Annotated in this window: 17 protein-coding genes; 11 read left to right on the top strand and 6 right to left on the bottom strand. The window is 56.4% G+C overall.

From position 1 onward, the window contains the following. The first annotated feature begins 120 nt into the window (after nucleotides 1–120). The gene (gene adhP / locus A3466_RS15275) at nucleotides 121–1,131 is read left to right on the top strand and encodes an alcohol dehydrogenase AdhP (RefSeq protein WP_063451264.1); all 1,011 of its coding nucleotides are present in this window, start codon (nucleotides 121–123) and stop codon (nucleotides 1,129–1,131) included. A gap of 40 nt (nucleotides 1,132–1,171) precedes the next feature. Here adhP and A3466_RS15270 read toward each other — a convergent pair whose 3' ends face one another. Next, on the bottom strand, nucleotides 1,172–1,681 hold the full coding sequence (locus tag A3466_RS15270) for an RrF2 family transcriptional regulator (RefSeq protein WP_063451263.1): 510 nt from the start codon (nucleotides 1,679–1,681) through the stop codon (nucleotides 1,172–1,174). A gap of 130 nt (nucleotides 1,682–1,811) precedes the next feature. On the opposite strand from A3466_RS15270, the gene A3466_RS15265 reads away from it, so the two are divergent. Next, complete coding sequence (locus A3466_RS15265; RefSeq protein WP_063451262.1) at nucleotides 1,812–3,014, top strand: NAD(P)/FAD-dependent oxidoreductase; 1,203 nt, start codon at nucleotides 1,812–1,814, stop codon at nucleotides 3,012–3,014. A gap of 40 nt (nucleotides 3,015–3,054) precedes the next feature. Here A3466_RS15265 and araJ read toward each other — a convergent pair whose 3' ends face one another. Beyond that, nucleotides 3,055–4,230: an MFS transporter AraJ gene (gene araJ / locus A3466_RS15260; protein WP_063451261.1), complete on the bottom strand. Its 1,176-nt coding sequence runs from the start codon at nucleotides 4,228–4,230 to the stop codon at nucleotides 3,055–3,057. Nucleotides 4,231–4,391: 161 nt separating this feature from the next. On the opposite strand from araJ, the gene ppk2 reads away from it, so the two are divergent. Continuing rightward, nucleotides 4,392–5,210, top strand: a complete 819-nt coding sequence (gene ppk2 / locus A3466_RS15255) for a polyphosphate kinase 2 (protein ID WP_063451260.1) — start codon at nucleotides 4,392–4,394, stop codon at nucleotides 5,208–5,210. Nucleotides 5,211–5,271: 61 nt separating this feature from the next. Here ppk2 and fdnI read toward each other — a convergent pair whose 3' ends face one another. The 3 genes from fdnI to fdnG are packed head-to-tail and all read right to left on the bottom strand — an operon-like array spanning nucleotide 5,272 to nucleotide 9,864. Next, nucleotides 5,272–5,928, bottom strand: a complete 657-nt coding sequence (gene fdnI / locus A3466_RS15250; RefSeq protein ID WP_063451259.1) for a formate dehydrogenase-N subunit gamma — start codon at nucleotides 5,926–5,928, stop codon at nucleotides 5,272–5,274. Then, nucleotides 5,921–6,805, bottom strand: coding sequence for a formate dehydrogenase subunit beta (gene fdxH / locus A3466_RS15245; RefSeq protein WP_063451258.1), 885 nt, complete (start codon nucleotides 6,803–6,805; stop codon nucleotides 5,921–5,923). Before fdxH ends, fdnI begins: the two co-directional genes overlap by 8 nt. Nucleotides 6,806–6,816: 11 nt before the next feature. Next, the gene (gene fdnG / locus A3466_RS15240) at nucleotides 6,817–9,864 is read right to left on the bottom strand and encodes a formate dehydrogenase-N subunit alpha (RefSeq protein ID WP_165602758.1); all 3,048 of its coding nucleotides are present in this window, start codon (nucleotides 9,862–9,864) and stop codon (nucleotides 6,817–6,819) included. 220 nt (nucleotides 9,865–10,084) lie between these two features. On the opposite strand from fdnG, the gene yddG reads away from it, so the two are divergent. Together yddG and ompC are read left to right on the top strand one after the other, a co-directional pair. Next, nucleotides 10,085–10,963, top strand: coding sequence for an aromatic amino acid DMT transporter YddG (gene yddG / locus A3466_RS15230; RefSeq protein ID WP_063451255.1), 879 nt, complete (start codon nucleotides 10,085–10,087; stop codon nucleotides 10,961–10,963). Nucleotides 10,964–11,587: 624 nt separating this feature from the next. Further along, complete coding sequence (gene ompC, locus A3466_RS15225) at nucleotides 11,588–12,661, top strand: porin OmpC (RefSeq protein WP_063451254.1); 1,074 nt, start codon at nucleotides 11,588–11,590, stop codon at nucleotides 12,659–12,661. A gap of 43 nt (nucleotides 12,662–12,704) precedes the next feature. On the opposite strand, the gene A3466_RS15220 is transcribed toward ompC, so the two are convergent. Continuing rightward, the gene (locus tag A3466_RS15220; RefSeq protein ID WP_063451253.1) at nucleotides 12,705–14,195 is read right to left on the bottom strand and encodes an MFS transporter; all 1,491 of its coding nucleotides are present in this window, start codon (nucleotides 14,193–14,195) and stop codon (nucleotides 12,705–12,707) included. Between the two features lie 116 nt (nucleotides 14,196–14,311). Between A3466_RS15220 and A3466_RS15215 the strand changes: the two genes are divergently transcribed. From A3466_RS15215 to narI, 6 genes are all read left to right on the top strand, one after another. Continuing rightward, a complete protein-coding gene (locus A3466_RS15215; protein ID WP_063451252.1) occupies nucleotides 14,312–14,887 on the top strand; it encodes a TetR family transcriptional regulator in 576 nt (191 codons plus the stop codon). 210 nt (nucleotides 14,888–15,097) lie between these two features. Next, a complete protein-coding gene (locus tag A3466_RS15210) occupies nucleotides 15,098–16,483 on the top strand; it encodes a NarK family nitrate/nitrite MFS transporter (RefSeq protein ID WP_063451251.1) in 1,386 nt (461 codons plus the stop codon). A 67-nt stretch (nucleotides 16,484–16,550) separates the two neighbouring features. Then, nucleotides 16,551–20,291, top strand: a complete 3,741-nt coding sequence (locus tag A3466_RS15205; RefSeq protein WP_063451250.1) for a nitrate reductase subunit alpha — start codon at nucleotides 16,551–16,553, stop codon at nucleotides 20,289–20,291. After that, nucleotides 20,288–21,832: a nitrate reductase subunit beta gene (gene narH / locus A3466_RS15200; protein WP_063451249.1), complete on the top strand. Its 1,545-nt coding sequence runs from the start codon at nucleotides 20,288–20,290 to the stop codon at nucleotides 21,830–21,832. Before A3466_RS15205 ends, narH begins: the two co-directional genes overlap by 4 nt. Beyond that, nucleotides 21,832–22,527 carry a nitrate reductase molybdenum cofactor assembly chaperone gene (narW, locus tag A3466_RS15195; protein ID WP_063451248.1) on the top strand — a complete coding sequence of 232 codons (696 nt, stop codon included), beginning with the start codon at nucleotides 21,832–21,834 and terminating at the stop codon, nucleotides 22,525–22,527. Before narH ends, narW begins: the two co-directional genes overlap by 1 nt. Continuing rightward, nucleotides 22,524–23,204 (top strand): respiratory nitrate reductase subunit gamma, encoded by a 681-nt coding sequence (gene narI / locus A3466_RS15190; protein WP_063451247.1) that lies wholly within the window; start codon nucleotides 22,524–22,526, stop codon nucleotides 23,202–23,204. Before narW ends, narI begins: the two co-directional genes overlap by 4 nt. Nucleotides 23,205–23,305 lie beyond the last annotated feature (101 nt).

Here is a 23,305-nt window from a genome sequence, read left to right as displayed (position 1 = left end):
CGAAACTGCACTAAATGATGACATTATGTTGCGGCTACCTTGCATTACTGCGCCAAAGTATTAATCCTTAATGGGTATTACACCTGCAATGCAGAGACTCATCATGAAAAGGAGAAACACATGAAGGCTGCTGTTGTCACTCAGGATCATCAGGTTAACGTTACAGAAAAAACCTTACGCGCGCTCAAGCATGGTGAAGCGCTGCTGAAGATGGAGTGCTGTGGCGTTTGCCATACCGATCTCCACGTTAAAAATGGCGATTTTGGCGACAAGACCGGGGTGATCCTCGGCCACGAAGGGATTGGTATCGTCAAAGAAATTGGGCCGGGCGTCACCTCGCTAAAAGTAGGCGATCGTGCGAGCGTGGCGTGGTTCTTCGAAGGCTGTGGCCACTGTGAATATTGTAATACCGGCAACGAAACCCTGTGTCGCGACGTGAAAAACGCGGGTTACTCTGTTGACGGCGGCATGGCGGAAGAGTGCATCGTAACCGCGGATTACGCGGTTAAGGTCCCGGAGGGGCTGGACTCAGCTGCGGCCAGCAGCATCACCTGCGCCGGGGTCACCACCTACAAAGCGGTGAAAGTGTCCGAGATCAAACCGGGTCAGTGGATTGCGATCTACGGTCTGGGCGGATTGGGTAACCTCGCCCTGCAATACGCGAAAAACGTCTTTAATGCAAAAGTCATCGCCATTGATGTGAACGATGAGCAGCTTAAACTGGCTGCCAGCATGGGCGCAGACTTAACCGTGAACTCCCGCAATGAAGATGCGGCAAAAGTCATTCAGGAGAAAACCGGCGGCGCCCATGCGGCGGTGGTGACGGCGGTAGCGAAAGCGGCCTTCAACTCTGCCGTTGACGCGGTTCGCGCCGGTGGGCGCGTGGTGGCCGTTGGCCTGCCGCCGGAAGCGATGAGCCTGGATATTCCTCGTCTGGTGCTGGATGGTATTCAGGTGGTGGGCTCCCTGGTGGGTACCCGTCAGGATCTGCTCGAAGCCTTCCAGTTTGCCGCGGAAGGTAAGGTGGTTCCGAAAGTCACGATGCGCCCGCTGGAAGATATCAACGCCATCTTCAAAGAGATGGAACAGGGCCAGATCCGTGGCCGTATGGTGATTGATTTACGTTCTTAAACGGCAGTTGCCGGGTGGCGGCTTTGCCCTGCCCGGCCTTTCACGTGGACGAACGCCGATCGGAAATCCATTCCTGAACTTCAATCTGGAACGTGTCCGGCGCTTTTCGGTACATTTTACGCGCCAGGTCGAGGATAGTATGGCGCCCTAACTCCTCTTCCATCCGCTGCTGCGCGCTGTCCATAACTGACCGCACCCCGCACGGGCCGTCGCACACCCAGGCAGGTGGCGTTTCATCAAACACCGCCAGGCGTTGTCGCACTTCCCGACACTCAAACATATTTTTCTCGCCGTCGATGGCATGCGCCACGTCCAGCACGGTAATCAACTCTGCCGGACGCGCCAGCCGGAACCCGCCCCCTTTGCCTTCGGTGCTGATAACCAGCCCCGCACGAGACAATCGGGTGAAGATCTTTCCAAGATAGTCGTACGGCACGCCCTGCAAGGCCGCCATCTCCCGGACGCTCATCTCACGCTCATTACCTTTAGCATCCACCATACACATCAGGCTGTGAATGCCGTATTCCACACCAGAACTGTAAAACGCCATGGCTTACTCCGGGTTATTGTTCGCTGCATTATAACGATTTTTAACTCAGAAAAAAGTTGTCGCAGTTAACTCCGACAAGTATAGTGGCAGTTATGTCAGACATACGGCCTGACGATCAAAAGGATCGAGTATGAAAAAGCAGATTTTAATTGTAGGTAGTGGGTTTTCCGGCATGTGGGCTGCGGTCAGCGCCGCGCGTCTTTCTGCTCTGGAGGGTAACAACAGCCTTAACATTGCCGTGCTGGCCCCCGTCCCGGAACTGCGCGTTCGCCCCCGCTTTTATGAGGAAAATGTGTCAACGATGGTCGCGCCGCTGACCGATCTGTTTGCTGAGCTGGATATTGCGTTTATTTCGGGTGAAGCACAACGCATTGATACAACGTCAAAAACCGTTTTTTATCGCGATTCAAACGGCGCCACAGCTGAAATCACCTACGAACGCCTGATCCTCGCAACCGGTAGCCAGACTAAGCGTCCCCCGATTGCCGGTCTGGCGGAATACGCCTTTGATATCGACCAGCTTGAATCCGCCAGGCTGCTCGAGCAACACCTGGACGCCCTGGCTACACGCCCTTCCTCCCCTGAGCGTAATACCGTGGTAGTGTGCGGCGGCGGTTTTACCGGGATTGAGCTGGCAACGGAACTCCCAGCCCGACTCCGCACTCGTTTCGGCGCCGATACGAAGACTAATTTAATCGTAGTTGAGCGAGGCGCAACCCTTGGAGGACGTTACAGCGAGGCGCTGCGTAACACAATTGAAGAAGCCAGCAACGCGCTGGGGGTTGAATGGCGTTTAAACAGTGAAATTGAAGCCATTGATGCCTGCGGCGTGACGCTCAAAAACGGAGAGCGCATTGCCAGCGCTACCGTGGTGTGGACGGCAGGTGTCGAAGCGAACCCCCTCAGCCAGCACGTTACCGGGGAACGCGACTCGCAGGGACGTCTGAAAGTCACCGACACGTTGCAGGTGCCTGCGCATCCGGAAGTTTACGCGACGGGTGATATGGCGCACGCAAAAACGGACGACGTGGGCAACACGGCGCTCATGACCTGCCAGCACGCGATCCAGCTGGGAAAATTCGCCGGACATAACGCCGCCGCCAGCCTGCTAAATCTGGCGCCGTACCCTTACCGTCAGGTGAATTACGTTACCTGTCTGGATCTGGGGGGCTGGGGCGCGGTGTATACCGAGGGATGGGAACAGCGTGTCAAATCCGTGCGCGATGAGGCCAAGAAAATCAAAGTGGCCATCACCAACGAACTGATTTACCCGCCAGCAGCAGACAGAGCGGTCGCATTTGCCGCCGCTGACCCGCTGGCGAAATTTGTGTAGTTCACGCTTACGTGCCGCGACCTGCGGGCAACGTGTGAAATCAGGCCAATGCCCCCGCGTTGGCCTGGCGCTTTTTAGCGCACCGATGGCCATACAGCAGCAGTGAGGTCATTGCGGAGAAGGATAAGATCGCTGCCGGCAGCGTGACATAACTCCAGCTAAAGCCGAGGGTAATCATCATTCCACCAAAACAGGCGCCAATCGCGCTGCCGAGATTGAACGCCATTTGCCCGCCTGCGGCTCCCAACATCTCGCCTCCCTTCGCATTTTGTAGCAGCAGAATTTGCAGCGGCGCTGAGAGCGCAAACAGCCCGGCGCAGCAGACAAATCCCATCACCAGCGAGGCCGTTTTCAGTTCGCCAAACGCAAACAGTAACAGCAGCGAAGCCACAATCACCAGGTCGGTGGTGGCGGCAATACGTAATGGACTAAAGCGCGCCGATAGCTTACCGCTGAGCAGATTGCCCAGCACCATGCCCAGCCCCATCAGCATCATGATCGCGGTCATGACGCCCTCGGAGAAGCCTGACACGTTGACCATAAATGGCTTCACAAAGCTAAACCAGGCAAACACCCCGGCGTTACCAAACATCGTTGCGGCAAATATCAGCCACGGTTCAGGCTTCTTCAGAAAGTGGAATTGCTCTGCCAGGCGGGTGGTGGATTTGTCATAGACAGAGGGAACCCAGAGCAGGACAGACAGGATCACCAGGGCGTCAAACACCGCAATTAAAAAGAAAGTGTAACGCCAGTTAAATTCATGTCCCAGCCACGTCCCGAGCGGGACGCCAAGCAAATTGGCAACGGTCATCCCGGCTATCATCCCGGCCACAGCGACCGTTACTTTTCCCGGCGGCGCAATTTTTGACAGGATTATCGCCCCCACACCGAAAATCGCGCCATGCGGGAAACCAGAGATCAACCGCCCCGCTGCCAGCCCTACGTACGAGTCAGAGAAAGTAAAGAGCGCATTACCGACGACGCACATCGCCACCAGAAACAGCAGCGTGGTTTTCAGCGAGACTTTGCTGGAGAACAGCGCCACAATCGGCGCACCGATCACCACGCCAAACGCGTAAAACGAAATCATATTCCCGGCGGAGGGAATGGAAATGCCCGTGTCATGAGCCAGCTCTGTCAGCACGCCCATGATGCCAAATTCAGCCATCCCCAGGCCAAAGGTTGCCAGGGCTAACGAAAAAATTGTTTTTTTCATACCGCGACCACTGTTGAAAAATATGCAGCGAGCATTATTGAATAAACTTGTATGGTGAACCAGTTCAAATCAGCTTTCTGACACATTAATCCATTCATTCAGGTCGATTACACTCTTAGTACGGCCTCGATTCCGCGACCGCACACAAAGGGAGACCCACCATGGTCAGTAAGAAGAAAACCCGTATTGTTGATGATGTCGCTAAAAATGCGCCACTCAAAACCAAAGCGTATGAGCAAGAACTTCGCCGCCTCCATGTTGAACTGGTTAAGCTCCAGCTATGGGTGGTCGCCAAAGGGTTAAAGGTCTGTATTGTTTTTGAAGGACGGGACGGCGCCGGTAAAGGCGGCACCATCAAAGCCATCACCGAGCGCGTCAGCCCTCGGGTTTTCCGCGTCGTTGCGCTACCGGCCCCTACCGATAAAGAGAAAAGTCAGCTCTATTTTCAGCGTTACGTATCCCATCTGCCCTCTGCCGGTGAAATCGTGATTTTCGACCGCAGCTGGTACAACCGCGCAGGCGTGGAAAAGGTAATGGGTTTCTGTACCGAAGAGCAGGCCGAAAAATTTCTTGATGGAACGCCGGTGATGGAAAAAGCGATGGTCGATGCCGGGATCATTTTGCTGAAATACTGGCTTGAGGTCACGCCAAAAGAGCAGGAGCGCCGCCTGCGCGACCGCATTAACGACGGTCGCAAGATCTGGAAGCTGTCTCCAATGGACATTAAATCTTTCAATCTGTGGGATGAATATACCCTCGCCCGTGACGCCATGTTTAAAGCGACCGACACCGCCTGGGCACCGTGGTTCGTGGCGCGTTCAGAAGATAAAAAAAGGGTGCGGCTGAATATTATTTCGCATCTGCTTTCGCAGATCCCTTATAAAGACGTTCACGTCGACAAGGTGGATTTACCGAAACGAAAAATCGGCAAAGTGAAGCCAACAAAATATCCCTTCCGGTATATTGCAGAGCGGTTTTGATATTGAGAAGTAGGCCCGCGCAAGCGCAGCGCCGCCGGGTAAAGCCGACGGCGCAGGGCATTTACTTCATCCCTTCTGAACTCTCTTTTTGCGCTTCAAGACGCTCAACGTCCCGGTACCAGCGCGGGTGGTGCTTCTGCGCCCAGCGGCGGCTCACCTTCCCTTCAATCATGCCTTTAATTGAACCTTTCACCCAGAATGCCATATACATATGGATCAGGATGGCATGGATCAAAATAATGGCTGACGTCGCGTGGATCAGCAGTGCGTAGCGCACCACCTGAATCGGGAAATAGTGCGCAAAATACGGTCGCCAGATAATCACCCCGGTCACCAGCAGCACAAAAATCATGCTCATGATGGTCCAGAACATCATCTTCTGCCCGGCGTTGTATTTGCCTACCTTCGCGACCTTATGCTCGTTGCCTTTCAGCACCTCTACAATCCCTTTAATCCAGGGAATATCCTGCTTGTCAGGGATGTTGTGATGAACGAAACGCACGAACATAAACATCAGCACCACGAAAATCAGCACGCCGAAGAACGGATGCAGAATGCGCCCCATCTGCGGCGTCCCGAAGGTTTCCGTAAGCCACTGTAACGTCGGGAAAAAGAACGAAATGCCGGATACCGCTACCAGGAAGAAGCAGATCACCACCGTCCAGTGACAGGCGCGATCGACAAACTTTGTGCGCACTATCATTTTAGACTTACTCATGATGCTCCTCCTCGTCGTCATCCACCTCTTTATTCGGCCCGATACCGATGTAGTGATAAATCAGCCCGGCAAAGGTGGCGATAAAGCCCGCCGCAGAGAGCGGTTTAAGCGCCCCTTTCCAGAGGTTGATTGAGGTATCGATTGCCGGATCTTTCGGCAGATTGTGATACAGCTCCGGCTGGTCATTGTGGTGCAGAACATACATGACGTGCGTTCCGCCCACGCCCTGCGGGTTATAAATGCCTGCCTTGTCATAGCCCCGCGCTTTGAGCTTATCCACCCGCTCCTGCGCCACTTCCAGCATCTCTTTTTTGGTGCCGAAGTGGATCGCCCCTGTCGGACAGGTCTTCACGCACGCAGGCTCCTGGCCAACGCTGACGCGATCGACGCACAGCGTGCATTTGTATACCCGGTTATCCTCTTTATTGAGGCGCGGGATATTAAACGGACAGCCCGCGATGCAGTAGCCGCAGCCAATGCAGTTATCCTGCTGGAAGTCGACGATGCCGTTGGCGTACTGAATAATGGCGCCAGCAGACGGGCACGCCTTCAGGCAGCCGGGATCTTCACAGTGCATACAGCCGTCTTTGCGGATCAGCCACTCCAGCTTGCCGTTCTGGTCAGTTTCGCTAAAGCGCATCACGGTCCAGGACTTGGCGCTCAGGTCAGCCGGGTTATCGTAAACCCCGACGCAGTGCCCTACCTCGTCGCGGATATCGTTCCACTCCGAACAGGCCACCTGGCAGGCTTTACAGCCCACGCAGGAGGAGACATCAATCAGCTTGGCGACTTCTGCCTTGTAGTCCCGCGCACGCGGCGCGGGGGTTATCGGGTTGGTCGCGGAGCGTTTAATAATGTCTTGTGTTTCCATCGCCATTTAATCGCTCCTTACGCTTTCTCGATATTGACCAGAAACGCTTTGTACTCCGGCGTTTGCGAGTTGGAATCGCCGACGTTTGGCGTCAGGGTGTTGGCGATATAGCCTTTCTGCGCCACCCCTTCAAAGCCCCAGTGCAGCGGAATACCCACCGTCTCGACCTGCTGGCCGTGCACGTTCAGCGACTGCAAACGACGGGTCACCACCGCCACCGCACGAATAAAGCCGCGCTTGCTGCTCACCTTCACGCGATCGCCGTTTGCAATGCCCTTCGCTTTCGCCAGCGTTTCGCTGATCTCCACAAACTGCTCCGGCTGCGCGATAGCGTTAAGCCGCGCGTGCTTGGTCCAGGTGTGGAAATGCTCGGTCAGGCGGTAGGTCGTTCCGACATACGGGAACTTGTCCTTTTTGCCTAAACGCAGAACGTCGTCTTCATAGATGCGCACCACCGGGCTGGACACAACGTTCGGGTGCAGCGGGTTAGTGCCGAGCGGCGTTTCCATTGGCTCGTAGTGTTCCGGGAACGGCCCTTCCGCCAGCTTGTCGATAGCAAACAGACGTCCCAGCCCTTCCGGCTGCATGATAAACGGCCCGGTGTTGCTTCCCGGCGCGGCGGTATTGAAGTCCGGGATATCATTCCCCGTCCACTTCGTGCCGTTCCACTCGATCAGCATGCGTTTCGGATCCCACGGCTTACCGTTCACATCGGCGGATGCACGGTTGTACAATACGCGACGGTTTAGCGGCCACGCCCAGGCCCAGCCCAGGGTATTGCCCAGGCCTGACGGGTCAGCGTTATCGCGGTTAGCCATCTGGTTACCCTGCTCCGTCCAGCTGCCGGTGTAGATCCAGCAGGAAGAGGCGGTAGTACCGTCGTCACGCAGCAGCGCGAAGCTGTTCAGCAGCTGGCCTTTCTTCGCCACCAGGTTGCCGTTGGCATCGTAGAGATCCGCCAGCGCCACGCCGTTGTTCTCTTTAGCCACCTCTTCGGACTCGGGACGATCCGGCTGCTTGTAGTTCCAGCTCATCTTCAGCAGTGGTTCGGCGCCTTTGCCACCTTCGGTGCGGTACATTTCGCGCAGACGATGGTAAATGCCGGCCAGAATTTCGCCGTCATTACGCGCTTCGCCCGGCGCATCCTGACCTTTCCAGTGCCACTGAAGCCAGCGGCCAGAGTTGGCAATAGAACCATCTTCTTCCGCAAAGCAGGTAGATGGCAGGCGGAAGACCTCGGTCTGGATCGCTGCCGGATCGACATCGTTCGATTCACCGTGGTTCTGCCAGAAGGTAGACGTTTCGGTGACCAGCGGATCGATAACCACCATGTACTTCAGCTTGCTCAGGCTGCGAACGACTTTGTTTTTATCCGGGAATGACGCAACCGGGTTAAAGCCCTGGCAGATATAACCAGTGACGTCGCCCTTATCCATCATGTTGAAATACTTGATGACGTCATACGCCTGGTCCCATTTCGGCAACCACTCAAAGCCCCAGTCGTTTTCCTTCTGCGCCGCGTCGCCGTAGAACGATTTCATCAGGCTAACGGCAAATTTCGGATAGTTACTCCAGTAGTTCACCTGATCCGGACGCGTCGCTTTCGGCGTGTTGGCGTCAAGCCAGCTTTGCCAGTCGCTCTGCTTCTCGGACGGCAGCGTCAGGTAGCCCGGAAGGCTGGTCGACAGCAGGCCGAGGTCGGTTAAGCCCTGAATGTTAGAGTGTCCGCGCAGCGCGTTCACGCCGCCGCCGGCCATGCCCATGTTGCCGAGCAGCAGCTGAATCATCGCCATGGTGCGGATGTTCTGCGCCCCAACGGTGTGCTGTGTCCAGCCCAGCGCATACAGGAACGTGGTGGTTCTGTCAGCGGCGCTGGTGGAAGCCAGCACTTCACACACCTTCAGGAAATCGGCTTTTGGCGTTCCGCAGATGTTCTCAACAACGTCCGGCGTGTAGCGGGAAACGTGCTGCTTCAGCAAATTCCACACGCAGCGCGGATCGGTCAGGGTGTCGTCGCGTTTAGCGTAGCCGTTTTCGTCAAACTGATAGTTCCAGGACGATTTATCGTACTGACGCTTTTCCGCGTCATAGCCGCTGAACAGGCCATCTTCAAAGGCGAAATCTTCCCGCACCAGCAGGCTGGCGTTGGTGTAGTGCTTAACGTATTCCGCGTTGATTTTATTGTTTTCAATCAGGTACAGCAGCACGCCGGAAAGGAACGTAATGTCCGTACCGGAGCGGATCGGCGCATAAATATCCGCCACCGATGCCGTACGCGTAAAGCGCGGATCGACGACGATGAGCGTCGCATCGTTGTTATTTTTCGCTTCCATCGCCCAGCGGAAACCCACCGGATGGGCTTCAGCGGCGTTACCGCCCATCACCACCACGACGTTAGCGTTTTTGATATCAACCCAGTGGTTGGTCATCGCACCGCGACCAAATGTTGGAGCAAGACTTGCTACCGTTGGTCCGTGTCAGACGCGCGCCTGGTTATCTACCGCCAGCATGCCGAGGGAGCGCACAAACTTCTGCGTCAGCATGCCGGTTTCATTACTTGCCGCAGACGCGCACAGCATCCCGGTGGAGGTCCAGCGGTTAACCGTAACGCCCTGCTCGTTCTTTTCAATAAAGTTGGCGTCGCGGTCCGCTTTCATCAGTTTTGCAATACGGGAGAAGGCCTCGTCCCAGGAGATGCGCTGCCATTTATCGGAACCCGGTGCACGGTATTCCGGATAGCGCAGGCGATTTTTACTGTGAACGTAGTCCAGCAGTCCTGCCCCTTTCGGGCAAAGTGCCCCGCGGCTTACCGGATGATCCGGGTCCCCTTCAATATGATAAATCGCTTCTTTGGCGTTCTTCGCGCCATCACCCAGGCTATACATTAATAGCCCACAACCCACGGAGCAGTATGTGCAGGTGTTACGGATCTCTTTCGCACGCAGCAGTTTATAGTTGCGTGCCTGAGCCAGCGCCATTTTGGGAGCGAATCCCAGCATTGCGGCTGTTGTTCCGGCCATACCGCCCGCGCAGATTTTAAAAAATTGTCTGCGGCTGACGTCCATTGCTGTCCTCGTTATCTGAAAAGACTTCGCGCCGCAAACTAACAGCAAAGCCCCTGTTTTTTTTGCGTCAAATCAAGGTCGTCGAACTTCGCCCCCTTAATAGTCACCACCGGTATGATTTATTACTCCTTTCGGGTTAACCGCGAAACAGAAAATTCGCCTGGTGAATGGGTTAGATGCTATAAGTTTACCCTTTGATTTTTATAAGACTGGCAGGGTAATGGACAGAAAAAAAGCAACGCTGATTGGTCTGGCGGCCATACTGCTGTGGAGCACCATGGTGGGTCTCATCCGCAGCGTCAGTGAGGGACTGGGCCCGGTGGGGGGCGCAGCGATGATCTACACCGTAAGCGGGTTATTGTGTCTGGCGACGGTGGGTTTCCCGGATATAAAACGGTTTTCGAAAGGCTATCTCATTGCGGGCAGCGTCCTGTTTGTTAGCTATGAAATGTGCCTTGCCCTGTCGCTTGGCTTTGCCGCGACACGCTCGCAGGCAATTGAGGTGGGCATGGTCAACTATCTCTGGCCAAGCCTGACGATTGTGTTCGCCATTTTGTTCAACGGGCAAAAATCCACCCTGTGGGTGATCCCCGGCTTAGCGATCTCCCTGCTGGGCGTGGGCTGGGTCTTAGGCGGCGAAAACGGGCTGCACGTTCACGACATCATGCAAAACATCGTTTCCAGCCCGCTGAGCTACGGGCTGGCATTTGCCGGCGCCTTTATCTGGGCCGCCTACTGCACCGTCACCAGCAGGTATGCCAGAGGGCAAAACGGCATTACCCTATTCGTCCTGCTGACCGCCTTAAGCCTGTGGGTGAAATATGCCCTAAGCGACCAGCCCGATATGGTGTTCAGCGTGCCGGTAGTGGTGAAGCTGCTGATGTGCGGCGTTGCTCTTGGCTTCGGCTATGCTGCCTGGAATATTGGGATCCTCCACGGTAACGTGACGGTGCTTGCAGCCGTCTCCTACTTCACCCCGGTACTTTCCGCCGCGCTGGCGGCTATTGTGCTGAGCTCGCCGCTTTCATTCTCATTCTGGCAAGGCGCATTAATGGTTTGCGCCGGGTCATTACTGTGCTGGTATGCCACCCGTAAGTAGACATTTTATTTTTGGCCGGGTTTGCCATGCCCGGCCATTAATTAACATAAATTTAAAATGTGATCACACTTGAGAATATTATTTATAACATTAGAGAGAATGACACAATCCGCTTATATTGCCCTTATGCAACTTTGCCTGCGGCGTTAAATTGACAGAAACTGACAACGCACGTAATTAATTGCAGCGAAATATTCCCGCCCTATATAGCACAAACTGCAATAGTTTATTTCTGGATGTGTCTATTAAAGCCAACTTCCCTTTTTACAACAATACTCACAACATGCTGTTTTAAAAGCATTTAAAAATAATTCCACTTAAGTAACGTCATTCCATCGCTTTGAATTAGAAAATAAAGCGCCCGCGAATAAATTATAAGCCGCTAAATTATCATGGCGAGTTAATAAACGTTTAATGTATAAATATTATTCTAATTACCCACATTTAGGGCAATTTTTCAGATCGCGATCACACTAATTGAAATTTTCTTTAATATTTTGAAACTTATTATTGAAAGCAGTCTACAGAATTTTAAAAATAGTCTGCCATTGACGATAAACCTCGTTTAAAAATCGCTCATATGGTTTAGGAAATACCTAATTAAAATTATAAAGGTCAATTAAGATGAAACTTAAATTAGTTGCAGTGGCAGTCACTTCCATGTTGGCAGCAGGCGTTGTTAACGCGGCTGAAGTTTTTAACAAAGACGGTAACAAGCTGGATCTGTACGGAAAAGTAACAGGTCTGCACTATTTCTCTGATGATGCAGGTAGCGACGGCGACAAAACGTATGTTCGTCTGGGTTTCAAAGGTGAAACGCAGATTAACGATCGTCTGACCGGTTACGGCCAGTGGGAATATGAGTTCAAGGGCAACCGCTCTGAAGCTCAGGGTTCCGACGGCAACAAAACCCGTCTGGCCTACGCGGGTCTGAAGTTCGATGAATTCGGTTCTTTCGACTACGGCCGTAACTACGGTGTTGCTTACGACGTTGGCGCGTGGACTGACGTTCTGCCAGAATTCGGTGGCGATACCTGGACGCAAACGGACGGCTTCATGACCGGCCGTACCACCGGCGTTGCAACCTATCGTAACACCGACTTCTTCGGTCTGGTTGACGGCCTGAACGTTGCCGCTCAGTACCAGGGTAAAAACGACCGTACTAATATCACCAAATCAAACGGTGACGGCTGGGGCCTGTCTTCTACCTATGAATTCGACGGCTTCGGCGTGGGCGCAACCTACGCGAAATCTGACCGTACTGACCGTCAGGTTCGTGCAGCAAGCAACCTGAACGCAGGCGGCGATAACGCAGAAGTATGGGCAGCGGGCCTGAAGTACGATGCGAACAACATCTACCTGGCAACCACCTACTCTGAAACCCGCAACATGACCGCGTTCGGTGACGGCCACGTTGCAAACAAAGCGCAGAACTTTGAAGTTGTTGCACAGTACCAGTTCGACTTCGGCCTGCGTCCGTCCATCGCTTACCTGAAATCCAAAGGTAAAGACATCGGCTCTTACGGCGACCAGGACCTGGTGGAATACATTGATGTTGGTGCGAGCTACTACTTCAACAAAAACATGTCCACCTACGTTGATTACAAAATCAACCTGGTTGATGACAGCCAGTTCACCAAAGATGCCAAAGTGGCGACCGACAACATCGTTGCTGTTGGTCTGACCTACCAGTTCTAAGACAGGTTCGTTATGAAAAGCCAGCCTCTGCGGCTGGCTTTTTTTATGCCTGCTCTCCTGCCTTCGCCAGACTAAACCAGATCCCGACCGCCAGGATCAGCAGCATGCCTCCCGCACTGCCTAACGCTACGCTGTGTGACGTGATAAAGGCCGTTTTCGCTGCGTCAATCACCGAGTCCGCAAGGGCTGGCGTCAAGTCCTGCGCCACCTTGACCGCTTCGCCGATGGATGACGAGGCCTTATCTACAAGCGACGCGTCCAGCGCCTGCGGCAGCTCAATAGATGCCGAGAAGCTGCGGGTTAACAGCAGACCGAAAATGGCGATCCCCAGACCTGCCCCCAGCTCATAGGACATGGTTTCGATCGCACCTGCGGCGGCGGCTTTCTCTTTCGGCGCGGCGGCCATGATCGCCGACGTGGAGGCGAGCAGCGCGCTGGCGGCGCTAAAGCCCAGCAGCACCATCAGGCTCCACGCCTGCCACTGTTGCGTACTGAAATCGAGCGTCGACAGGCCGATAAAACTGACAGCGCTTAGCCCCATGCCCCCGGCCGCGACAATGCGCAGCCCCAGACGTCCCACCAGCACGCCGGCAATCGGCCCGCTGAAGCCGCTCGCCACCATCACCGGCAGCATAAACATCCCTGCTTCAAACGGCGTAAAACCATGCACGAACTGCAACTCCTGCGCCATCAGCAGCTCAAAGCCCACCAGCGCAATCATGGCGGTCATCGCCATCACCACGCCGCTTAGAATGATGCGGTGGCAAAACAGGCGCATGTCGATCATCGGCACGCTCGCGCGCAGCTGGATACGGACGAAGACAAACAGCATCGCCGCCCCGGTCAGTAAGGTGCTGGCCACGATCCACGGCGACAGTACCCCTTTCAGGGCCGTTTTGGCGCTGTAAACCAGCAGCAGGATCGCCACAATCAGCATGATTGCATGGCTGATATTCAGCGGCTGCTCTGGCCGTCCCTGCTGAGCAGGCACAAAGCGCGCTGCGAGCGACACCACAATCAGGACAATGGGCACGTTAATCAGGAACACCGATCCCCAGTAAAAGTGTTCCAGCAGCATGCCGCCAATCAGCGGGCCAAACGCCGCCCCGCCCGAACCCACCGCCGCCCAGACGCCAAGCGCGATATTACGATGCCGCGCGTCGACAAACAGCGTGCGGATGCCCGCAAGCGTGGCCGGGATGATCATCGCCGCGCCAATCGCCAGCGATGCGCGGGCGGCAATCAGCCAGCCCGCCGTAGGTGCGAAGGCCGCCGCCAGCGACGACAGGCCAAACAGCGTACTGCCAATCATCAGCAGGCGCTTGAAGCCAATGCGATCCCCCAGCGCGCCCATGGGCAGCACCATTCCCGCCATCACCAGCGAGTAGATGTCAATAATCCACAGCAATTCGTTGCCGCTGGCACCCAGCGTCATGCTCAATGTCGGTGCGGCCACGTGCAGCACCGTCGCGTCAATCGCCACCGGGATATACACCAGCACGATAATCACTAACGCTAACCACTGACGAAACATAAATTTCCTTTTCAGTTAAAAACTGGACACATGTCCAGAATGCGATCCTACGTAAAGTTGAACACTTGTCCAGCTCTTTGTTACACTCGTTGCGTTGTCATTGAGAGTGAGGAAATATGCGTTATCTGAGCAAGGACGAGCGTCGGGAAGAAATACTACACGCTGCGATGCGCGTGGCCCTTTCTGAAGGGCTATCGGCGATGACCGTTCGCCGCATCGCTACCGAAGCGGGCATCGCGACCGGACAGGTTCATCATCATTTTGCTTCGGCGGGGGAACTCAAAGCGCTGGCGTTCGTACGGCTGATCCGCGATCTGCTGGATGCGGAGATAGTGGGTGAAAATGCCGGCTGGCGCGAACGCCTGCATGCCATGCTCGGCAGCGATGACGGTGGGTTTGAACCCTACATTCGCCTGTGGCGCGAAGCCCAGATCCTGGCAAGTCGGGATAGCGACATAAAAGGTGCGTACGTTCTGACCATGGAAATGTGGCACCAGGAGACGGTGGCGATAATTCGTGCCGGGGCGGAGGCCAACGCCTTTACCCTCACCGACCGGCCAGAAAATATTGCCTGGCGCTTAATCGGGCTGGTCTGCGGTCTCGACGGTATTTACGTTTTAAATATGCCGGAAATGGACGATGCGGCATTTAATAAGCATCTGGACAAACTTATCTCCCTCGAATTGTTTTAATACTCCCATCGGAGTATTAATTTCCGTAAATGTTACATTTCGTAACACATAAAGCGAACCCTGATTCCCTTTCTAAACTCAGGGATTCGCTTTTTTTATCTATCCTTTCAGATGTATCCCAAAACATCCAATAACATCTACATACTACCAACAAGTATCTAACTGTTTTTAATTGTTTTTTCTCTTAATCTGGTTGAGCAAGAGGGCGATATGTCACAACAAAGTGAGAAAAGTAATCAGCATCTATTGAGTAACTGGAAACCGGAAAACGCGCAATTTTGGGAAAATAAAGGGAAACATATCGCACGAAGAAACCTATGGATTTCCGTTGCTTGTTTACTGCTGGCGTTTTGCGTATGGATGTTATTTAGCGCCGTTGCGGTTAACCTTAATAAAGTCGGATTTAATTTCAGCACCGACCAGCTTTTTATGCTAACTGCATTACCTTCCCTGTCCGGCGCGATATTGCGTGTCCCCTACTCTTTTATGGTCCCCATATTTGGCGGGCGTTACTGGACCGTGCTAAGCACCGTTATTCTGGTGGTTCCCTGCGTCTGGCTTGGTTTCGCCATTCAGAATACCGCCACGCCGTACTGGGTGTTTATCATCATCGCGCTGCTGTGCGGCTTTGCCGGGGCTAACTTTGCCTCCAGCATGGGCAATATCAGCTTCTTCTTCCCGAAAGCCAAACAGGGCAGCGCGCTGGGCATTAATGGCGGGCTGGGTAACCTGGGCGTCAGCGTCATGCAGCTGGTCGCACCGCTGGTGATTTTCCTGCCAATGTTCACCTTCCTCGGCGTGCACGGCGTGCCGCAGGAAGACGGCTCAACGATGTGGCTGGCGAATGCCGCCTGGATCTGGGTGCCGCTGCTCATTCTGGCCACGATTGCCGCCTTCTTTGGCATGAACGATATCGCCAGCTCGAAAGCGTCCATTGCCAGCCAGTTGCCGGTACTGAAACGCTTTCACCTCTGGCTGCTGAGCCTGCTGTATCTCGCCACCTTCGGCTCGTTTATCGGCTTCTCGGCGGGCTTTGCCATGCTGTCGAAAACCCAGTTCCCGGACGTTAACATCCTGCATCTCGCCTTCTTCGGCCCGCTGATTGGCGCCCTGGCGCGTTCGGCGGGCGGAATGATCTCCGACCGGCTCGGCGGCGTGCGGGTCACGCTGATCAACTTCGTCTTTATGGCCGTCTTCAGCGCCCTGATTTTCCTGACGCTTCCCGGCTCCGGCTCCGGCAGCTTTATGGCGTTCTATCTGGTGTTTATGGGGCTGTTCCTCACAGCGGGTCTCGGCAGCGGATCGACCTTCCAGATGATTGCGATCATCTTCCGCCAAATCACCCTCGACCGCGTCAAAAAGCAAGGCGGCACCGACGAACAGGCGCAGCACGAAGCGGTGACGGAAACCGCCGCCGCGCTGGGCTTCATCTCCGCCATCGGCGCAGTGGGTGGATTCTTTATCCCTAAAGCGTTCGGTACATCGCTGGCCATGACCGGTTCGCCGGTTGGGGCCATGAAAGTTTTCCTCGTGTTTTACATCGTCTGCGTGTTCGTCACCTGGCTGGTGTACGGCCGCAAATCCTCAAAAAAATAATAACTACATTTTCGCCGGAGCGTGATGCATCGCCCTCCGGCAATGCTATCGAAGCAGGAGAAATGTCATGAGCAAACTGTTGGACCGCTTCCGTTACTTCAAAACAAAAGGCGACAGTTTCGCCGAGGGGCACGGGCAGGTGTATCACACCAACCGCGACTGGGAGGACAGCTACCGTCAGCGCTGGCAGTTCGACAAAATTGTGCGTTCCACCCACGGCGTGAACTGCACCGGCTCCTGTAGCTGGAAGATTTATGTTAAAAACGGCCTGGTCACCTGGGAAACCCAGCAGACCGACTACCCGCGCACCCGCCCTGACCTGCCTAACCATGAGCCGCGCGGCTGCCCGCGTGGCGCAAGCTACTCCTGGTATCTCTACAGCGCCAACCGTCTTAAGTACCCGCTGGTGCGCCGCAGGCTGATCGAACTCTGGCGCGAGGCGCTGACGCAGCACAGCGATCCGGTGCTGGCCTGGGACGCCATCCAGAACGATCCGCAAAAGGCGCAGAGCTACAGGAAGGCGCGGGGTAAAGGCGGATTTATCCGCTCGAACTGGAAAGAGCTGAACCAGCTGATTGCCGCCGCTAACGTCTGGACCATCAAACATTACGGCCCGGACCGCGTGGCCGGTTTCTCCCCTATTCCTGCGATGTCGATGGTCTCTTACGCCGCCGGTACGCGCTACCTCTCCCTGCTCGGCGGCACCTGCCTCAGCTTTTACGACTGGTACTGCGATTTGCCGCCCGCGTCGCCGATGACGTGGGGCGAACAGACGGACGTGCCGGAATCCGCAGACTGGTACAACTCCAGCTATATCATCGCCTGGGGCTCGAACGTGCCGCAGACGCGTACTCCCGACGCCCACTTCTTTACCGAGGTGCGCTACAAGGGCACCAAAACCGTTGCGATTACGCCGGACTTCTCGGAGGTCGCCAAGCTGAGCGACCAGTGGCTGGCGCCCAAACAAGGCACCGACAGCGCCCTCGCCATGGCGATGGGCCACGTGATCCTCAAAGAGTTCCACCTCGATAACCCGAGCGACTACTTCCTCAACTACTGCCGACGCTACACCGACATGCCGATGCTGGTGCTGCTCGACGAGCAGGTGGACGGCCGTCTGGTGCCGGGCCGGATGCTGCGCGCGTCTGATATGGCCGACGGGCTGGGCGAAGCCAACAATCCGGAGTGGAAAACTATCGCCTTTAACGTAGCCGGGGATCTGGTGGTGCCAAACGGCTCGATCGGCTTCCGCTGGGGTGAAAAAGGCAAATGGAACCTGGAGTCGCTCGCCGCAGGCCAGGAAACCGAGCTGACGCTTTCCCTGCTCATGACCCACGACAGCGTGGCGGACGTCGCCTTCCCGTACTTTGGCGGCAACGAGAACCCGCATTTCCGCAGCGTGAAGCAGGAGCCGGTGCTGACGCGCCGCGTGCCGAGTAAAACCCTGACGCTGGCCGACGGCAGCCAGAGACGCGTGGTCAGCGTGTACGATCTGGTGCTCGCAAACTACGGCCTCGATCGCGGCCTGGACGACAGCAACGCCGCGTTAAATTACGCCGAGATTAAGGCCTATACCCCGGCCTGGGGCGAGCAAATTACCGGCGTACCCGCCTACCTGATTGAAAAGATTGCCCGCGAGTTTGCCGACACGGCGCACAAAACCCACGGCCGCTCGATGATCATCCTCGGTGCCGGTGTGAACCACTGGTATCACATGGACATGAACTACCGCGGAATGATCAACATGCTGGTCTTCTGCGGCTGCGTCGGGCAGAGCGGCGGCGGCTGGTCCCACTACGTCGGCCAGGAGAAGCTGCGCCCGCAAACCGGCTGGCTGCCGCTGGCCTTCGCGCTGGACTGGAACCGCCCGCCGCGCCAGATGAACAGCACGTCGTACTTCTACAACCATGCCAGCCAGTGGCGCTATGAGAAGCTCACCGCGCAGGAGCTGCTCTCCCCGCTCGCGGACGCGTCGAAGTTTACCGGTCACCTGATTGACTTCAACGTTCGCGCCGAGCGCATGGGCTGGCTGCCGTCCGCACCGCAGCTCAACCTCAACCCGCTGCACGTGAAGGCCCGCGCCGACGCCGCCGGGATGTCGCCGCAGGATTACACCGTGCAGGCGTTGAAATCGGGCGATATCCGCTTCGCCTGCGAACAGCCCGACAACGGCAAGAACCATCCACGTAACCTTTTCGTCTGGCGTTCAAACCTGCTCGGCTCGTCCGGTAAAGGCCACGAGTACATGCTGAAATACCTGCTCGGCACCGAGAACGGGATTCAGGGTGAAGATTTAGGCTCAACGGACGACGTGAAGCCTGAAGAGGTCGAGTGGCAGACCGCCGCCATTGAGGGCAAGCTCGACCTGCTGGTGACGCTCGATTTCCGCATGTCCAGCACCTGCCTGTTCTCCGATATCGTTCTGCCTACCGCCACCTGGTACGAAAAAGACGACATGAATACCTCGGACATGCATCCGTTTATTCATCCGCTTTCCGCCGCCGTTGACCCGGCGTGGGAATCACGCAGCGACTGGGAGATCTACAAGGGCATCGCCAAAGTCTTCTCGGAGGTGTGCGTCGGCCACCTTGGGACCGAAACCGACGTGGTGCTTCAGCCGCTACAGCATGACTCTCCGGGGGAGCTGTCGCAGCCGTTTGATATCCTGGACTGGCGGAAAGGGGAATGCGACCTGATCCCTGGCAAAACCGCACCGAATATTGCGGTCGTCGAGCGCAACTATCCGGAAACCTATGAGCGCTTTACGGCTCTTGGGCCGTTGCTGGACAAGCTCGGCAATGGCGGGAAAGGCATTTCGTGGAACACGCAGAACGAGGTCGATTTCCTCGGCAAGCTCAACTACGTCAAGCTCGACGGCCCGGCGAAAGGCCGTCCGCGCATTGAAACGGCCATTGACGCTTCAGAGGTGATCCTCGCCCTTGCGCCGGAAACCAACGGTCAGGTGGCGGTAAAAGCCTGGGAAGCGCTCGGCGAACTGACCGGGCGCGACCACACCCATCTGGCGCTAAACAAGGAAGACGAGAAAATTCGCTTCCGCGATATTCAGGCGCAGCCGCGCAAAATCATCTCCAGCCCGACGTGGTCTGGCCTTGAGAGCGAACACGTGTCGTATAACGCGGGCTATACCAACGTGCATGAGCTGATCCCGTGGCGCACGCTGTCTGGTCGCCAGCAGCTGTATCAGGATCATGCCTGGATGCGCGCCTTCGGAGAGAGTCTGGTGGCCTATCGCCCACCGATTGATACCCGCAGCGTGACCCACATGCGCGAGATCCCGCCAAACGGCTTCCCGGAAAAAGCGCTGAACTTCCTGACGCCGCACCAGAAATGGGGCATCCACTCCACCTACAGCGAAAACCTGCTGATGCAGACCCTGTCGCGCGGGGGGCCCATCGTCTGGATCAGCGAAACCGACGCGCGCGAGCTGGGCATTGAGGACAACGACTGGATTGAAGCCTTTAACGCCAACGGCGCCCTCACCGCCCGCGCGGTGGTCAGCCAGCGCGTGCCGCCGGGCATGACCATGATGTACCACGCCCAGGAGCGCATTCTGAACATCCCGGGCTCGGAAGTGACCGGACGGCGCGGCGGGATCCACAACTCGGTCACCCGCGTCTGCCCAAAACCGACCCATATGATCGGCGGCTATGCGCAGCTGGCCTATAGCTTCAACTATTACGGTACCGTCGGCTCGAACCGCGACGAGTTCATCATGATCCGCAAAATGAAAAACATTAACTGGCTGGACGGCGAAGGTCGGGATCAGGTTCAGGAGGCGAAAAAATGAAAATACGCTCACAGGTTGGCATGGTACTGAATCTCGACAAATGCATTGGCTGCCACACCTGCTCGGTCACCTGCAAGAACGTCTGGACCGGGCGCGAAGGGATGGAGTATGCGTGGTTTAACAACGTGGAGACCAAGCCGGGCATCGGCTATCCGAAAAACTGGGAAGATCAGGACGAGTGGCAAGGCGGCTGGATACGCGGGATCCACGGCAAGCTGACCCCGCGCCTCGGCGGCAAAATGGGCGTGCTGTCGAAGATTTTTGCCAACCCCGTTCTGCCGCAGATTGACGATTACTACGAACCGTTCACCTTTGACTATCAGGATCTGCACCGCGCACCGGAAGGCGATCACCTCCCTACCGCCCGCCCGCGCTCGCTGATTGACGGCAAGCGGATGGACAAAATCGTCTGGGGGCCAAACTGGGAGGAGCTGCTGGGCGGCGAGTTCGAAAAGCGCGCCCGCGACCGCAACTTCCAGAAGATCCAGAAAGAGATGTACGGCCAGTTTGAAAACACCTTCATGATGTATCTGCCGCGCCTGTGCGAGCACTGCCTGAACCCGAGCTGCGTGGCCACCTGCCCGAGCGGCGCAATATACAAGCGCGAAGAGGACGGTATTGTGCTGATTGACCAGGACAAATGCCGCGGCTGGCGCCTGTGCATCAGCGGCTGTCCGTACAAGAAAATTTACTTCAACTGGAAGAGCGGCAAGTCCGAGAAATGCATCTTCTGCTATCCGCGCATCGAGTCCGGCCAGCCGACCGTTTGTTCGGAGACCTGCGTCGGTCGCATCCGCTATCTCGGCGTGCTGCTGTATGACGCGGACCGTATTGAAGAGGCCGCCAGCACCGAGCATGAGACCGACCTGTACGAGCGCCAGTGCGACGTGTTCCTGGATCCGAACGACCCGGCGGTGATTGAAGAAGCCCTGAAGCAGGGCATCCCGCAGAACGTCATCGACGCGGCGCAGCGTTCACCGGTCTATAAAATGGCGATGGACTGGAAGCTCGCCCTGCCGCTGCACCCGGAATACCGCACCCTGCCGATGGTCTGGTACGTGCCGCCGCTGTCGCCAATTCAGTCCTACGCGGATGCCGGCGGCCTGCCGCAAAGCGACGGCGTTCTGCCCGCCGTCGAGAGCCTGCGCATCCCGGTGCAGTACCTGGCAAACATGCTTAGCGCGGGCGATACCGGCCCGGTGCTGCGCGCCCTGAAGCGCATGATGGCGATGCGTCACTACAAACGCTCCCAGACCGTGGAAGGCGTGACCGATACCCGCGCCATTGAGGAAGTGGGCCTGACCGAAGCGCAGGTTGAGGAGATGTATCGCTACCTGGCTATCGCTAACTACGAAGACCGCTTCGTGATCCCGACCAGCCACCGCGAAATGGCGCGCGACGCCTTCCCGGAAAAAAATGGCTGCGGCTTCACCTTTGGCGACGGCTGCCACGGCTCCGATACCAAGTTCAACCTCTTTAACAGCAGCCGCATCGACGCGATTAACATCACCGAAGTGCGCGATCACGGGGAGGGAGAATAATGCAGATCCTTAAAATCATCGCGCTGCTCATTGAGTATCCCGATGAGTTGCTGTGGGAAAACCGCGAAGAAGCGCTTACCCTGGTAGAACAGGACGCGCCCATGCTGCTGCCCTTCGCGCAGCAGCACCTGAGCGCCCCACTGCTGGACAAGCAGGCAGAATGGTGCGAGGTGTTCGAACGGGGCCGCGCGACGTCGTTGCTGCTGTTCGAGCACGTTCACGCCGAGTCGCGCGATCGCGGTCAGGCGATGGTCGATCTGATGAGCCAGTATGAGAAAGCAGGGCTGGAGCTGGACTGCCGCGAGCTGCCCGACTACCTGCCGCTCTATCTGGAATATCTCAGCCTCGTCACCGACGACGAGGCGCGTGAAGGTCTGCGAAACGTCGCGCCGATCCTGGCGCTGATTGGTGGTCGCCTCAAGCAGCGCGGCGTGGCGCATTACCAGCTGTTTGACGCCCTGCTGACGATGGCCGGTACGCGGCTTTCCAGCGACAGCGTGGCGAAGCAGGTGTCCGGTGAAAAACGGGACGATACCCGTCAGGCGCTGGATGCCGTGTGGGAAGAGGAACAGGTGAAGTTTATCGAAGACAACGCGACGTCGTGCGACAGTTCGCCGATGCAGCAATATCAACGACGCTTTAGCCAGGACGTCGCGCCGCAGTACGTGGACGTCAGCGCCGGAGGCCCAAAATGACGCATTACCTGAACGTATTTTTCTATGATATTTACCCGTATATCTGCGCCACCGTCTTTTTCCTAGGCAGCTGGCTGCGCTACGACTACGGGCAATACACCTGGCGCGCCTCGTCGAGCCAGATGCTCAGCAAGCGCGGTATGAACTGGGGCTCTAACCTGTTTCATATCGGGATTCTGGGGATCTTCTTCGGCCATCTGTTCGGGATGTTAACCCCGCACTGGATGTATGCGTGGTTTTTACCCGTCGCGGTTAAACAGCAGTTAGCCATGATTGCGGGAGGCATTTGCGGCGTGCTGACGCTGATCGGCGGGTCGATGCTGCTTATTCGCCGCCTCTTCAACCAGCGGGTGCGCGCGACCTCGACCACGCCGGATATTATCATCATGAGTATCCTGCTGCTTCAGTGTATCCTGGGGCTGTCGACCATTCCTTTCTCCGCGCAGTATCCTGACGGAAGCGAGATGATGAAGCTGGTCGGCTGGGCGCAGGGGATCGTGACGTTCAGGGGCGGCTCATCGGAAATGCTGAGCGGCGTCGCGCCGATCTTCCGGGTGCATCTGGTACTGGGGATGACGATTTTCCTCATCTTCCCGTTCACCCGCCTGGTGCACGTGTGGAGCGCGCCGTTTGAATATTTCACCCGTCGGTATCAGGTGGTGAGATCGCGTCGTTGATTTTGTCGGGTGGCGGGGTAGGCGTTACCCACCAAAAGGGCCCCGAAAGGGCAGCCCCCCCCCGGGGATTTTGCCACCAGCCGGAGGGGTTAAAAAACAGC

This window comes from Enterobacter genomosp. S, from assembly GCF_001631805.1.
Taxonomy (GTDB): Bacteria; Pseudomonadota; Gammaproteobacteria; order Enterobacterales; family Enterobacteriaceae; genus Enterobacter; species Enterobacter quasihormaechei.
Note: the sequence above shows the minus strand (reverse complement) of the source record. Positions and strands in the feature narration are given on the sequence as shown.